The sequence below is a fragment of the Cupriavidus alkaliphilus genome (genome assembly GCF_014191175.1).
Lineage (GTDB): Bacteria > Pseudomonadota > Gammaproteobacteria > Burkholderiales > Burkholderiaceae > Cupriavidus > Cupriavidus alkaliphilus.
Map to the genome: position 1 here is coordinate 464,756 of NZ_JACHWE010000005.1, position 14,729 is coordinate 479,484.

Genomic DNA, 14,729 nt, shown 5'->3' on the forward strand with positions numbered 1-14,729 from the left:
TGCGCGCGCTCCCAATCTCAGGTCTACTGCTCTGGCGCGGAGTGCGTCGCTGCGCTCGCACGGCGCTGTCGCGGGCCTGCCCAACGGCTTTTCTCTCCCGCCTGTGTGCTCCCCCCTCTCCCGCGTGCGGGAGAGGGGCGGGGGTGAGGGCCAGCGCATCCACGAAGTTGGAACGGGTGGAGGAGGATTTGCCGGCTCCTTGATGTGGGCGGCATTGAAACCGAAAAGAACCAAAAAAAAGGGCGCCCCAAAGGAGCGCCCCTTCCCGTTGCGATCCAATCAGGTTCCAGACCCACGCGCCGCGTCGGGCGAGAAGAAGGCCTCGTTGAACTCGGGGCTGTTGTTCAGCTTTGCCATCGGCCCTTCGTTGGTCAGGCGGTCTGCCAGGTAGGCGCCCGAGATCAGGTCATGGTAGAACACCGTAGCGGCGGAGAAGCGGCGCGCATCGTAGGCGTAGACCAGCGCCTGCAGGTTGGTGCGCCACAGCTGGCCGCGGCCGTCGTAATTGTCGGCGGCAACCGATTGCCAGGTGTCTTCGTCGAGATACAGCACGCGCTTCGCATACTGGTGGCGGAAGCCGGGTTTCAGCGTGGCCTCCAGGATCCATACCCGATGGAGTTCGTAGCGCATGACGTCCGGATTGGCGTGCCCGTTGGTCAGCAGGTCCTTGTACTTGACCGCTGCGCTCATCAGCTTGTAGCTGTGGTACGGGACGTAGAACTCCTTCTTGCCGACGATCTTCCAGTTGTAGCGCTCGCCGGAGCCGTTGAACAGGCGGTCGTCATCCACCGTGCGGAAGCCGCCGGGGCCCTGGGGCTGGTCGAAGCCGAATTCCGGCGCCTGGCGCACGCGCCGGGTGCCCGGGTTGTAGATCCACGTGCGGTTGGTATCCGAGCCTTCCTGGTCCCAGACGGCATACCCGACGATCACCTGGCCGCGGTCACGCAGGGGCAGGTCGGTGGCGGTGCGGAAGAAGGTCCGCTCGTTGAGGGGGTTGTTGGGCTCGAACTTGCCGTGGTTGCGCGGCGAGAAGATGCTGTAGGAGACGCGCCCCCAGGCGATCGAGCCGTTCGGATAGACCACGGCCTGGTCGTACTGCGCCTTCTCGGTGCCGATGGCCGCCGAGAAGCGCTGGTTCCACAGCAACTCCATGGCGGTCTTCGGGATCGGGTAGGGGACCTGGGGCCCGGCGTCCTTCAGGCCGTTGCCATCGCTCGTCATGCTGACGGTGGTGGCGTAGGTGCGGATGTCCTTGTAGGCGGCGTCCTCGAAGCGGAAGTCGCGATGGCTGGGGTACACCGGCATCTTGAAGGTGTCGGGGTACTTCTTGAACAGCGCCTTCTGGCCTTCGGTCAGCCGCTCGGCATACTGCGCCATGTTCTGCGCGGTGATGACGAACAGCGGCTTCTCGTCGGCATACGGGTCCGGATAGCGGTCACCGCGCTGATACTTGACGTGGGGCGGCGCACCCAGCCACTTGCCGCTCCACGCCGGCACATCGCCGTCCTTGCTGGCGGCGCGCTCGGCGCCCATCGGCGTGAGGTTGCCGTCAAGCTGCTTGAGTTCTTCGGGTGTGACCTTCGCCCACGATGCTGCGGCCAGTGCCATGCTGGTCACCAGCAGGCCGCCGCGCAGCAGTCGATGTGTAGTGGATGTCATTGCAGTCTCGCTCCTTGGGAATGGCCGGCGACGTCCGTGCCTGTGGACACAGGGTAGTGACGGCGCCGCGGCCGGGAATCGTTGGAACGGACTAGTGGATTTCCCCTAGGCTACTGAGCAGGCAAAAAAAAGGCCGGGCAAGTGCCCGGCCTCCGGAGTTCTGACAGCTTGTCGTGTGTCGCGGGTTTGCTCCCCTCTCCCATAAATGGGAGAGGGGAGACAACAATCGGCCTTTGTCAGGCTCAGGCTTCCATCACTTCGCCAAAACGCTGCAGGTGGTAGTCGCTGTCGCCCAGCAACTGGTCCAGCATGGTCAGGCGCTTGAAGTAGTCGCCCACCGACAGCTCGTCGGTCATGCCCATGCCGCCGTGCAGCTGCACCGCCTGCTGGCCGACAAAGCGGCCGGCGCGGGCCACCGTCACCTTGGCGGCCGACAGCATGCGGCGGCGCGCGGCGGGGTCGGTTTCGTCCAGCGCCTGCGCGGCGACGTAGGCCATCGACAGCGCCAGCTCCTTCTGCACCAGCATGTCGGCCATGCGGTGCTGCAGCGCCTGGAAGCTGGCCAGCGGCTTGCCGAACTGCTGGCGCGTGCCCAGGTATTCGCCGGTGATCTGGATCAGCTTTTCCATCGCGCCCGCGCCCTCGGCGCACAGCGCGGCGATGCCATGCTCCAAACCGACACCCAGCGCCGCCAGGCCGTCGGCGGGCTGGCCCACCAGCGCGCTGGCCGGCACGGCAACGTTCTGCAGCGACAGGTCGGCGGCGCGCAGGCCGTCGATGGTCGGGTAGGCGGTCACGCCCAGGCCCTTGCTGTCGCGCGGCACCAGGAACAGCGCGATCTCGTTGCTGCCCGATACGCGCGCGGTCAGCAGGTAGGCGTCGGCGGCGGCGCCGTGCCAGACCACGCTCTTGGTGCCGCTGATCACGTAGCCGTCGCCGCTGCGCTCGGCGCTGGCGCGGGCCGATTCCGGGCGGTAGCGCGTGGTCGGCTCCAGGTAGGCCAGCGTGACGATGCGCTCGCCCGAGGCGATCGCCGGCAGCCATTCCTGCTTTTGCGCATCGCTGCCGTGGGCCGACAGGACGGCGGCCGCCATCACGCCGCTGGGCGTGACCGGCTCCAGCACCAGGCCGCGGCCCAGCTCGCGCTGCACCACCAGCTGGCTGGCCGGGCCTTCGCCGAAGCCGCCGAAGTCGGCCGGCACGGTCAGGCCCAGCACGCCCATCTCTGCCAGCTTGTTCCACACGCCGCGGTCCAGGCTTTCGCCCTGGCGCGCGCTCTTGCGGCGGGCCTCGAAGGTGTATTCGGTATCGATGAAGCGGCGCAGGCTGTCCGCCAGCATCTGTTGCTCTTCGCTGTAGGTGAAGTCCATGTCAGCTATCCCTTCAGAAACCCAGGATCATCTTGGAGATGATGTTCTTCTGCACTTCGGTCGCGCCGCCGTAGATCGAGGTCTTGCGCATGTCGTAGTAGGTGGAGGCGGCCGGTGCGGCCCACTCCGGTCCCGAAACCGGCTGCGTCGCGCCGGGCTCGAGCCAGTCCGGCGAGTACGGCCAGGCGTTGGGGCCGGCCACTTCCATCATCAGCATGCCCAGGTCCTGCTGCACTTCCGAACCGCGGATCTTGACGATCGACGCCTCGGGCCCGGGCGTGCCGGCGGCCTGCGTGGCCACGCGCAGCAGCAGCATTTCCAGCGCCATGATGTCCATCTCGACGCGCGCGATCTTGTCGCGCATGCGCACGTCCTCGATCAGCGGGCGGCCGGCACCATCGGTGGCTTGCGCGGCGTAGTGCTTGAGCTGGCGCAGCTCGCGGTGGCAATGGCCGATGCCGGCGATGCCGGTGCGCTCATGGCCGAGCAGGTACTTGGCATAGGTCCAGGCACGGTTCTCTTCGCCGACCAGGTTCTCGACCGGCACTTCGACGTCCTCGAACCAGGTCTCGTTGACGTCGTGGCCGCCGTCGAGCGTGGTGATCGGGCGCACCGTCACGCCGGGCGACTTCATGTCGATCAGCAGCATCGAGATGCCTTCCTGCGCCTTGGCCTCGGGATCGGTCCGCACCAGGCAGAAGATCCAGTCGGCAAAGTGGGCCATCGTGGTCCAGGTCTTCTGGCCGTTGACGATGTACTTGTCGCCCTTGCGTACCGCGCGCGTCTTCAGCGAGGCCAGGTCGGAACCCGAGCCCGGCTCGGAATAGCCCTGGCACCAGAAGTCTTCCACGCCCGGGATGCGCGGCAGGAAGCGCTGCTGCATCTCGGGGCTGGCGTACTTCATCAGCACCGGGCCGATCATGGTCAGCCCGAACGGCAGCAGCCGCGGCGCGCCGGCGCGGAAGGTCTCGATCTCGAAGATCAGGCGCTGCAGCGCGGTCCAGCCGGTGCCGCCCCACTGCTTCGGCCAGGTCGGGGCGCCCCAGCCCTGCGCCTGCAGGATGCGGTGCCAGCGGACGTAGTCGTCCTTCTCCACGCGCTGGTGGTTGAGCACCTTGTTGCGGATGTCTTCCGGCAGGTTGGCCTGCACGAAAGCGCGGACTTCCTCGCGGAAGGCCTGTTCCTCGGCGGTGAAACGCAAATCCATCTGAATGTCCCCTGTGGTACGCGGGCTGCGCGGTGCCGGCGCGCGAACCGGCGGTGTTGCCGGGTGGTGCGGCGCGTCATGGCGCAAGCCCTTGCTGTGCCGGCCGATTGTATTGGCGGGCCGGGATTCGTTGCTTTATCAATCCGGAAGGCGTCCTTCGCGCAGGTGGAACCAGCCGCACCCGGCAACGCCTGCCATGGGCGCCAGCGTGCGGACCGCGGCGTGGACGAACACGACCTTAGTGAATTCCAAATGGCTGCGGCGCGGGGCTTGCCGCAAACTGATGCAGCCAGTTTTGGTGTGGCGGGGTGCATTCCGCCGCATATCCGACTCAGCTCGCATTCGAGAAACCCCCCAGCACCATGTCTTCCTTCCGCCCCCAATTCATCCACGAGATCCCCGCCCACTGGGCGGCGCAGACACCGCAGGCACCATGCCTGTACGAGAACGGCACCGTCATCAGCTATGGCGATTTGTGGCGGCGCATCGAAGCCGCGCGTGACTGGCTGGCGGGACAGGGCGTAGGCGAGGGCGACCGTGTGATGGTCGTGGGCGAGAACTGCAACGAGATGGTGGTGACGCTGTTCGCCTGCAGCCTGCTGCACGCCTGGCCGATCAACGTCAACGCGCGCCTGTCCGCGCGCGAGATCGACAATATCCGCGACCACGCGCAGCCGGCGCTGGTGCTGTTCACCGGCCATGTTTCCGACGTGGCCGCGGTGCACGGCGAGCGGCTGGGCGCGCAGGCCACCGGCTGCGCGGTCTATGACGATGGCATGGTCGCCTGCCTTGCAGCTACTGCGCCGCAGCGCGAGCCTGCCGAACTGGCGCGCCGCGTCGCCACGCTGATCTATACCTCGGGCACCACCGGCGCGCCCAAGGGCGTGATGGTGCCGCACGCCGGCCTGACCCAGTTCGCGCGCATCTCTGCCACCTCGCGCGACATGGGCCCGGCCGATGTGGCCTACGGCGCGCTGCCGATGTCGCATATCTTCGGCATCGCCACGGTGCTGATGGCCACGCTGTACGCCGGCGCCGGCCTGTTCCTGCGCCCGCGCTTCGACGCCAATGAAGTGTTCGAGGCCCTGGCTGCGCCGGGCGTCACCATCCTGCAGGGCGTGCCGACCATGTTCACGCGCATCATGGCGGTGGCGCCCGCGCTGGGCGCGAAGCCCGGCGCCTATCCGCGCCTGCGCTACCTCTATACCGGCGGCGCGCCGCTCGATCCCACGCTCAAGCGCGACGTCGAAACGCTGTTCGGCCAGCCGCTGCACCACGGCTACGGCATTACCGAATACGCCGGCTCGCTCTTCATCACGCGCATGGACGCGCCGCGCGCGGATTGCTCGGCCGGCTATATCGTCGAAGGCGTGGAGATCGCCATCACCGACGCCGAAGGCAAGCCGCTGCCCGCGGGCGAACGCGGCCAGATCCGCGTGCGCGGCCCGGGCGTCATGGTCGGCTACTACCGCAATCCCGAACAGACGGCCGAGGCGCTGCTGCCCGGCGGCTGGCTCAATACCGGCGACCTCGGCTATCTCGACGCCGATGGCGCGCTGTTTATTTCCGGCCGCTCCAAGGACCTGATCATCCGTTCCGGCTTCAACGTGTACCCGATCGAGGTGGAGTCGGTCATCAACGCCTTTGCCGGCGTGCGCCAGTCCGCGGTGGTGGGGCGCACCACGGGCGACGGCAACGAAGAGGTAGTGGCCTTCATCGAACTGCAGGAAGGCGCCGAGCTTGACCGCAAGGCGCTGGACACCTACCTGCGCGAGAGCCTCGCGCCGTACAAGCGGCCCGCCGAAGTCCGCACCGTCGACGTGATTCCGACCACGGCGAGCGGCAAGCTGCTCAAGCAGCCGCTGCGCGCCATGCTCGACTAAAGCCCCCGGGGGCACGCTGCCCCGGGAATCACAGCCATTCTGGAGGAGAACACAAATGAAAACATGGAAGACGCTGGCGGCGCTGACCGCCACGCTGTTGCTGCAAGGCGCGGCATGGGCCGCCGACGCTTATCCGTCGCGCCCGGTCAAGCTTCTGGTGGGCTACGCCCCCGGCGGCCCGGTCGACACCGCCGCGCGCATCTACGCCGAGCAGCTCGGCCGCGTGCTCAAGCAACCGGTGGTGGTCGACAACCGCGCCGGCGCCAGCGGCGCGATCGCCGCCGACATGACCGCCAAGGCGGCGCCGGACGGCTACACGCTGTATTTCGTCGCCAGCCCCACCATGACCATGACGCCGCTGATCCAGCACTCGGTCAACTTCAATCCGGCCAAGGATTTCACCTACATCGGGCTGATCACCGACTACACCAACGTGCTGCTGGTGAACAAGGATTTCCCGGCGAAGAACGTGGGCGAGCTGGTTGCCTACGCGCGCAAGAATCCTGAAGGCGTGTCGTTCGGCTCAGCGGGCGTGGGCGCGTCCAACCACCTGTCGGCGGAATTGCTGGCGCAGATGAACAACGTGAAGATGCTGCACGTGCCGTACAAGGGCAACGCGCCCGCGATGGCCGACGTGATGAGCGGCAAGGTCACCTTCATGTTCGATATCACCGGCACGGCCATCGGCCATATCAACGGCGGCAAGGTGCGCGCGCTGGCGGTCACCTCGAAGACCCGCAATCCCGCGCTGCCCACGGTGCCGACCATGATCGAGTCCGGGCAGAAGGACTATGACCTGACCGGCTGGTATGCGCTGGTGGGTCCGCAGAAGCTGCCGGCCGATGTGGTCGACAAGCTGGTCAAGGCGCAGAAGGCGGTGGGGGAGGATGCTGCCTTCCGGCAGCGGATGACGGCCGGCGGTTATGACGTCAACATCAGTACGCCCAAGGCCCTTGGGGACCGGATTCAGCGGGAGCTGGCGTTGTGGGGTGGGGTGGTGAAGAAGGCGGGGATACAGGCGGATTGAACGCTTGTGGATGTTGCGGAAGGGCCGGCGAAACGCCGGCTTTTTCGTTTTCGGAGACGGTTGCGGGCTACGCAGCTTGTCCGTGATTACGCAAGAGACAATTGTCGTGACGCTGTCACGACAATTGACTGGTCGCATTTCGTAGCGCTGCTGCCGCTGAAAGCAGTGGCAATAGCGATAGCCTTCACTTCGTTGATACTCCCGCCCTCTCCCCAACCCTCTCCCGCAAGCGGGAGAGGGAGTACGCAAGCGGGAGTTGGAAAGTCGGAGCAAATGAACGCGCTGAGCGCTTGCTTGCCGCCGCCGGTTTGCTCCCCTCTCCCGCTTGCGGGAGAGGGAGTACGCAAGTGGGAGTTTGAAAGCCGGAGGCAAATGAACGCGCTGAGAGATTGCTGCCGCTGCCGGTTTGCTCCCCTCTCCCGCTTGCGGGAGAGGGGCGGGGGAGAGGGCCGGAGCTTCAACAAAGTAAAGCCGTCCGGTTCGCGAAGCCCGTCCCGCGCGAAATTTCTTAAGCGATTGACATGACTGGCCCGACCCCGCGATTGTCCAACAGTTGTTGGACAATCGGCCAACGGTGCTCGAGGTATGCACGTGGCCTTGGCTGGCAGGATTGGAACCCGGATTTCTCTGAGCGCTACGTGAAGTTTGCCAACTTCTACGATTGACTCGACGTATCCATCCTTCACAATCTGCTCCTTGATTGTGAACGACAGGGTTCTCTAGACTGGCTTGGCTCCTGATCAACAGGAGTCGGGCGTGAGAACCCGGTTCACGATACAGCGGACGGTCGCGCAAGCGGCAATTTTCAAGTCCGTTACGCTTGTGTGCGCCTTCACTTTACGGCGGGCCGGGCGGGGCTAGCTTCGGCTGGGCCGGCCGTATCGTCCGGTTTTCTCACCCCCGTTGTCTGGCCCGCCACCTCAGGTGAGAATGAGCGGCGGGCCTCCACATCTACGATACGGAGGTCAGCAATGCATCAGTCCAACATCGAATCCGACGTCTTCATCCCGCCTCGACTTGATGATTCCCTCTCCCGGTTCAGTCCCGAAACCCGCCGTGCAGCGCGCGAGGACGCGCTGCCTGTTCCCCGGCAACTCTTGTTGTTGAATCTGTTGGACCAGGCCGATGCGATTGCGCGAGGGACTGCATGCATGCTGACGTTGGTGACCCACAGCGAATGCGATGCACAGGAAGAGGGAAGCGTAGCCTTGCAGGCGGCTACGTTGGATGTCTTGCGAGAGCTCTGTCGGGCCTCCCTTGGACTGCTGGCCGACAGGGTAGAAGACGTCGCGGAGGGAATTGAGGAGGCGATGGTCGGTTAATCAATCGCGGCCCACGAGGCTTCGTGCCGCCCGGCATGAAGCGGGCCGCGGATTCGAGCTATCGCCAACGCGAGGAAAGGCAAACCATGAAGATCGACACCCAGATCCGCCACGTCACCAAGCCGGGCGCCAACCTGTTCCTGGAACTTGGTTTTCCGCCCGCGGAAGCCAAGCGGCTGCAGGCTGCGTCGAAAAAGCAGATCAACGACACCAAGCAGCTGAAGGAACAGCTCATGGACGAGCTGGCGGCATGGATAGAGCAGCATCAGCTGAAACAGGCGGACGCTGCCGAAATCCTGATGGTGTCTCGTCCGCGCGTGTCGGACGTGGTGAACCGAAAGGCGTCCAAGTTCACCATCGACACACTGGTCGAGATGTTGAGCCGTATTGGCAAGCCCGTTCGCCTGGCGATCGGGCAATAACGTAAGCCTGGGGCGCGCATTAGCGAGGCGGCGCAAAGCTGGCAAACGGATGCATGAGTCCGCCCGCAGCATCCCTGGCCGCCCTTGGCTTTACCCCTCCACCTCCGCCCACCCCTGCATCGCCTGCCCGCCAGCATCATCCCCCGTCCACAGCACCAACCGCCCCGGCTGCGCCGAATCGGCGGCGCCACCAACAGTGATGGTGTCCTGATCAAACAGCGGCGCCAGCCCCCGGAACCCAAAGCGCTTCACGCGCGCCTGCGGCTGCTCGCGCGCCACCAGGTCCAGCATCAGCATGGCCTGCATCGGGCCATGCACCACCAGCCCGGGATAGCCTTCGACATCGCGGGTATAGCTGCGGTCGTAGTGGATGCGGTGGCCGTTGAAGGTCAGCGCGGAATAGCGGAACAGCATGACGGGGTCGGCCTGCAGCGTGCGTTGCCATTGCGCGGTGTGTTCCAGGCGCGGGCGCGGCGGCTGCGGCTTGGACGGGTCCGGCATGGCGCGGTAGACGATGTCGTGGCGCTCGTTGACGGCGGTCTTGCCGTTGACGGTCAGTTCATGGTCGACGGCAACGAACCACAGTTCGCCGCTGCGGCCGGTCTTGTACTGCACGTCGGCGATGGTGGAGGTACGCGTGACGGTATCGCCGATATGCAGCGGATGGCTGAAGCTCAGCTCGCTGCCGGCCCACATGCGGCGCGGCAGCGGCACCGGCGGCATGAAGCCGCCGAGCGTGGGGTGGCCGTCGCGGCCCAGTTCGTGCTGCGGGGCGCGCGGCAGGAAATAGAGCCAGTGCCACAGCGGCGGCAGCGGGCCCGCGGCAATGGCCTCGGCGTCGAGGTCGAAGGTGGCGGCAAGGCCGATCACCGGTTCCGGCGACAGCGTTTCGGTGCGCGATTCGCTGCGGCCGATCCAGCCGCGCAGGCGTTCGAGTTCAGGGTTTGCGTCAGTCATGGCAGGTGGCCTTCGGATGCATGAGGGGAGTCGGATGCCGTGCTATTGCGCCAGCGCCAGCAGGCGCCTGGCCTGCTCGATCACGGGCCGGTCGACCATCTTGCCGTCGACCTGCACGGCATGGCTGCCGCTGGCGGTGGCGTCGAGCACGCGGCGGGCCCAGTCCAGCTGTTCCTCGCCGGGCAGGAAGCCGGCGCGCACCGCGCCCAGCTGCGCTGGATGGATGCACAGCTTGCCGGCAAAGCCGAGTTCGCGTGCGTAGGCGACGTCGCTGGCCAGCACGGCTTCATCCTTCAACGCGGTGGTCACGCCGTCTACCGGCGGCGGCAGCCCGGCCACGCGCGAGGCCAGCACGATGCGCGCGCGCGCGAACGCCAGCGCGTCGCGGGTATGGCTGCAGCCCAGGTCGACCGCATAGTCGAGCGAGCCGAACGCCAGGCGCGCCACGCCATCGGCCGATGCCACGGCATCGACCTGGTGCAGGCCGAGCGCGGTCTCGATGATGGCGACCAGCTCGCCCCGCGGGTTGATCGCCTGCAGGGCTTGCGCGATGGTGCTCAGCGCGGCGGCATCCTCGGCCTTGGGCACCAGCAGCCCGGCCAGCGCCGTGCCGGCAGGCAAGGCCCGCAGCCAGGCCAGGTCCGCGGCAAAGGCGGGCGAGGCGCTGTCGTTGATGCGCACGAAGGCGTGGGCGCCGGGCCGGCCGGCCAGCCATGCGGCGATGGCTGCGCGCGCGGCGGCCTTGGCGTCCGGATGGACTGCGTCCTCGAGGTCGAGGATCATCACATCGGGGCCGGCGGCGGCGGCCTTGTCGAAGCGCTCGGGCCGGTCGCCCGGCACGAACAGGTAAGTGACGGCAGTTGACATGGGAATCCTCAGCGCGCGGCGGGCAGCCAGTTGTTGACGTTGGGCGCCTGCTCCAGCGACCACACGCGCGCGATGATGGCGCGCATCTCGGTCTCGCTCGCGCCTTGGCGGAACGCGCCCAGCTGCAGCGCCTTGGCTTCCAGTTCCGGGCGCGACAGGGTGTTGTCGGGATCGCCCTTGGGCACGTCCACGCGCGCGGCCAGCGTGCGGCCGTCGGTGGTTGTGGCGGTCACGCGGCCGATCCACTGGCGCGGGTAGGCGGCGTTGACCTCGGCATCCAGTTCCATGTCGACCTTGCCACGGAACGCGGCCACCGCGGGGTCCTGCAGCGCATGCTGCTCGAATTCGCCCAGGCCGGCATGGCCATGCACGGCCACCAGTCCCAGCACCGTGCCCATCGAGAACTTGGCCTGGTGGATGGTGGCGGGATTGACCACGGGGCCGAGCACGTCGATGGCGCCCTGGTGCACGTGCGTGGTGACGCTGGCGATCTGGTCGGCGGCAACGCCTTCCCGCTGCATCAGTGCCTTCAGCGCATCGGCGGCCGGGTGGGTGTGGCGGCACGAGGCAAAGAACTTGAACGAGGTCTCGGCGGTGGCCCAGCGCGTGCCCAGGCCGTCGGTCAGGCAGGCGGGATTGGCATCGCTCGACATGCCGGCGGCCATGCCCTGGGCGCCTTCGAGGATCTGCTTCGCGCCGGTAAAGCCGGCGCGCGCCAGCCAGGCCGACTGCAGGCCGTCGGCGGCGGCCTTGGCGGTGTGCAGCTGCTTGGAGTCGGCGGCGTCGCGCAGGAACTCCCACAGGCCGGCGGCCTGCGTGCCGGCCGAGCCCAGTGCCTGGTTGATGCCTTCGGCATCGAGGCCGAACAGCTTGGCCACCGCCGCGGCGGCGGCCAGCGTGCCGACGGTGCCGGTGGTGTGGAACACGCGGTAGTGCGAGCGGCCCATGAATTCGCCGATGCGGATGCCGGCTTCATAGCCGGCGATCGAGGCAAGCAGCACCTCGGCACCGGTCTTGCCCTCGGCCTGCGCGGCCGCGACCACGGCGGGGAATACCACCGCGGCCGGATGCAGCACCGAGCCGTTGTGCACGTCGTCCTGCTCGACCACGTGCGAAGACGCGCCGTTGATCAGCGCGGCGAAGTAGGGCGAGGTACGGCGGCGGTCGACCAGCACTTCGGCGCCGCCGTCCGACGGGCCCATGGCCGCGGCGAATTCCTGCAGCTTGCGCACGGCCGGGGCGTCCTTGCCGGCGATGGCCGAGGCGATCCAGTCGAGAAACAGGTCCTTGGTGCGCTCGATCACGGGCACGGGCACGTCGGCCAGCTTGAGGTTGGCCAGGAATTCGCAAAGCTGGCGGGTCGGGTAAGTGGTGTCTGCGGCTTGGCTCATGCCGGCTCCGGAGATTGAACAGTGCTTGCGGAAAGAGAATGGCGCCCGGTGTGCCCGGACGCTGGGGTCGGGTTCAGATGGTGCGCTTGGCCGCCAGGGCGTCGATATCGCCCGCGCCGTAGCCCAGTTCGGCCAGGATGCTGCGGCTGTGCGCGCCCAGCGCCGGCACGTCGCCCATAACGGGTTCCACGCCCGACAGGTTGGCCGGCGGCAGCAGCGCGCCGATCGGGCCGTTCGGCGTATTGACTTCGCGCCAGCGCTGGCGTGCCTGCAGCTGCGGATGGTTCCAGACGGCTTCGATGTCGTTCATCGGCGCATTGGCGATCTGCGCCTGGTCCAGCAGCGCCTCGGCCTGCGCCACCGTCAGCGCAGCAAAGCGGGCTTCGATCAGCGCGGTCAGTTCGGGGCGGTTGCGCACGCGCGCGGTATTGCTGGAATAGCGCTCGTCCTGCGCCAGCGCGCGGTCGCCCAGCACGATCTCGCAGAAATTGGCGAACTCGCGTTCGTTCTGCACGCTGAAGATCACGCTGCCATTGCTGGTGCGATGCACGCCATACGGGGCGATGGTCGGGTGCGAGGCGCCGACGCGCGCCGGCGTCGTGCCGCCGTAGTGGCCGAAATAGAGCACCTGGTTCATCCACTCCGCCATTGCCTCGAACATGGTTACCTGCACGCGCAGGCCCTTGCCGGTGCGGCCGCGCTGCAGCAGCGCCGACAGGATCCCGCTGTACGCGTACATGCCGGCCGAGATGTCGGCGATCGACACCCCGGCGCGCGACGGCTCGTTGGGGCCGCCGGTCAGGCCCACCAGGCCCGCGGCGGCCTGGATCAGCAGGTCGTAGGCCTTCTTGTCGCGATAGGGGCCCGAATCGCCGTAGCCGGAGATGTCGCACACGATCAGCTTCTGGTACTTGCCGTGCAGGGTGTCGAAATCCAGGCCCATGCGGGCGGCGGCGCCGGGGGCGAGGTTCTGCACCAGCACGTCGGCGTCGGCCAGCAGCCGGTGCAGGATGGCCTGCGCTTCATTGTCCTTCAGGTCCAGCGCCAGGCTTTCCTTGCCCCGGTTGAGCCAGACGAAGTAAGAGGCCTGGCCGTGCACGGACTGGTCATAGCCGCGCGCGAAGTCGCCCACGCCGGGCCGCTCGACCTTGATCACGCGCGCGCCCAGGTCGGCCAGCTGGCGCGTGGCGAAGGGCGCGGCCACGGCGTGCTCGAGCGAGACCACGCGGATGCCGTCGAGCGGGCGGATGCCTTGGGAGGAGTGAGACATGTAAGGTTCTCAGAACGAACGCGGCAACTCGAGCACGTGCTCGGCCACGTAGGACAGGATCAGGTTGGTGGAGATCGGCGCCACCTGGTACAGGCGGGTCTCGCGGAACTTGCGCTCGATGTCGTATTCGGCGGCGAAGCCGAAGCCGCCGTGCGTCTGCAGGCAGACGTTGGCGGCTTCCCACGAGGCGTCGGCGGCCAGCAGCTTGGCGATATTGGCTTCCTTGCCGCACGGCCTGCCCGCGTCGAACAGCCGCGCCGCCTTGTAGCGCATCAGGCTGGCGGCCTCGACGTTGACGTATGCGCGCGCGATCGGAAACTGCACGGCCTGGTTCTGGCCGATCGGGCGGTCGAACACGATGCGGTCGCGCGCGTAGTTGCCGGCGCGCTCGACGAACCAGTAGCCGTCGCCGATGCACTCGGCGGCGATCAGGATGCGCTCGGCGTTGAGGCCGTCGAGGATGTACTTCAGGCCCTTGCCTTCCTCGCCGATCAGGTTATCGGCGGGGACTTCCAGGTTGTCGAAGAACAGCTCGTTGGTCTCGTGGTTGACCATGTTGCGGATCGGCTTGACCGTCAGGCCCTTGCCGATGGCATCGCGCAGGTCGACCACGAATACCGACAGGCCTTCCGATTTGCGCTTGACCTGGTCCAGCGGCGTGGTGCGCGCCAGCAGCAGCATCAGGTCCGAGTGCTGCACGCGCGAAATCCAGACCTTCTGGCCATTGACGATGTACTTGTCGCCGTGGCGCACCGCGGTGGTCTTGAGCTTGGTGGTGTCGGTGCCGGTGGTGGGCTCGGTCACGGCCATCGACTGCATGCGCAGTTCGCCCGACGCGATCGCCGGCAGCCAGCGCTGCTTCTGCGCGTCGGAGCCATGGCGCAGCAGGCAGCCCATTACGTACATCTGCCCGTGGCAGGCGCCGGAATTGCCGCCACTGCGGTTGATTTCTTCCATGATGACCGAGGCCGCGGTCAGCGACAGCCCCGAGCCGCCATAGGCTTCCGGGATCAGCGCCGACAGCCAGCCCGCCTGCGTCAGCGCCTGGACAAAGCTCTCGGGAAAGGCTTCCTGCTCTTCCACCCGTTGCCAGTACGCCGAATCGAAGCCCGCGCACAGGCTGCGCACGGCCTCGCGGATTTCGGGGTACAGCTGGTCGGGATCCTGGTCTGCGTGCATGGTCGCCGGGTCGATTGGAACTGGAGGCCATTATTCCCGAGCCCCCTGCACGCCGAAATTCGGATTTGCGAAAGAGCGGCTTAGGGGCGGCTTAGGTGGGCAGCAAGCGTCGCAGCGGGGCCGTGCCATCATGCAAGACGCCCGGCGAACCGGGCGTGCAGGGGTGGCGCGCGGG

General features: G+C 67.1%; 12 protein-coding genes. 4 read left to right on the top strand and 8 right to left on the bottom strand.

All coding sequences use genetic code 11. The features are described from left to right. Nucleotides 1–279: 279 nt before the first annotated feature. The 3 genes from FHX60_RS19715 to FHX60_RS19725 form a co-directional block, all read right to left on the bottom strand. Entirely contained in the window at nt 280–1,659 is a 1,380-nt protein-coding gene (locus FHX60_RS19715) for a DUF1329 domain-containing protein (RefSeq protein ID WP_092311492.1), read from the bottom strand. Nucleotides 1,660–1,901: 242 nt separating this feature from the next. Further along, nucleotides 1,902–3,029, bottom strand: a complete 1,128-nt coding sequence (locus FHX60_RS19720) for an acyl-CoA dehydrogenase family protein (protein ID WP_183284313.1) — start codon at nt 3,027–3,029, stop codon at nt 1,902–1,904. A 13-nt stretch (nt 3,030–3,042) separates the two neighbouring features. Then, entirely contained in the window at nt 3,043–4,236 is a 1,194-nt protein-coding gene (locus FHX60_RS19725; RefSeq protein WP_183284314.1) for an acyl-CoA dehydrogenase family protein, read from the bottom strand. 362 nt (nt 4,237–4,598) lie between these two features. Between FHX60_RS19725 and FHX60_RS19730 the strand changes: the two genes are divergently transcribed. From FHX60_RS19730 to FHX60_RS19745, 4 genes are all read left to right on the top strand, one after another. Next, on the top strand, nt 4,599–6,119 hold the full coding sequence (locus tag FHX60_RS19730; RefSeq protein WP_183284315.1) for a class I adenylate-forming enzyme family protein: 1,521 nt from the start codon (nt 4,599–4,601) through the stop codon (nt 6,117–6,119). A 55-nt stretch (nt 6,120–6,174) separates the two neighbouring features. After that, nucleotides 6,175–7,146: a Bug family tripartite tricarboxylate transporter substrate binding protein gene (locus FHX60_RS19735; RefSeq protein ID WP_116601444.1), complete on the top strand. Its 972-nt coding sequence runs from the start codon at nt 6,175–6,177 to the stop codon at nt 7,144–7,146. Between the two features lie 971 nt (nt 7,147–8,117). Next, complete coding sequence (locus FHX60_RS19740; RefSeq protein WP_183284316.1) at nt 8,118–8,468, top strand: hypothetical protein; 351 nt, start codon at nt 8,118–8,120, stop codon at nt 8,466–8,468. A gap of 86 nt (nt 8,469–8,554) precedes the next feature. Next, nucleotides 8,555–8,890, top strand: a complete 336-nt coding sequence (locus FHX60_RS19745) for a helix-turn-helix domain-containing protein (protein WP_183284317.1) — start codon at nt 8,555–8,557, stop codon at nt 8,888–8,890. A gap of 90 nt (nt 8,891–8,980) precedes the next feature. Here the strand turns inward: FHX60_RS19745 and FHX60_RS19750 are convergent, their stop codons facing one another. From FHX60_RS19750 to FHX60_RS19770, 5 genes are all read right to left on the bottom strand, one after another. After that, nucleotides 8,981–9,847, bottom strand: a complete 867-nt coding sequence (locus FHX60_RS19750; RefSeq protein ID WP_183284318.1) for an HTD2 family dehydratase — start codon at nt 9,845–9,847, stop codon at nt 8,981–8,983. 42 nt (nt 9,848–9,889) lie between these two features. Next, on the bottom strand, nt 9,890–10,714 hold the full coding sequence (locus FHX60_RS19755; RefSeq protein ID WP_183284319.1) for an HpcH/HpaI aldolase/citrate lyase family protein: 825 nt from the start codon (nt 10,712–10,714) through the stop codon (nt 9,890–9,892). A gap of 8 nt (nt 10,715–10,722) precedes the next feature. Continuing rightward, entirely contained in the window at nt 10,723–12,105 is a 1,383-nt protein-coding gene (locus FHX60_RS19760; protein ID WP_183284320.1) for an MmgE/PrpD family protein, read from the bottom strand. Between the two features lie 73 nt (nt 12,106–12,178). After that, entirely contained in the window at nt 12,179–13,375 is a 1,197-nt protein-coding gene (locus FHX60_RS19765; RefSeq protein WP_183284321.1) for a CaiB/BaiF CoA transferase family protein, read from the bottom strand. A 9-nt stretch (nt 13,376–13,384) separates the two neighbouring features. Then, the gene (locus FHX60_RS19770; protein WP_183284322.1) at nt 13,385–14,554 is read right to left on the bottom strand and encodes an acyl-CoA dehydrogenase family protein; all 1,170 of its coding nucleotides are present in this window, start codon (nt 14,552–14,554) and stop codon (nt 13,385–13,387) included. Between the last annotated feature and the right edge of the window lie 175 nt (nt 14,555–14,729).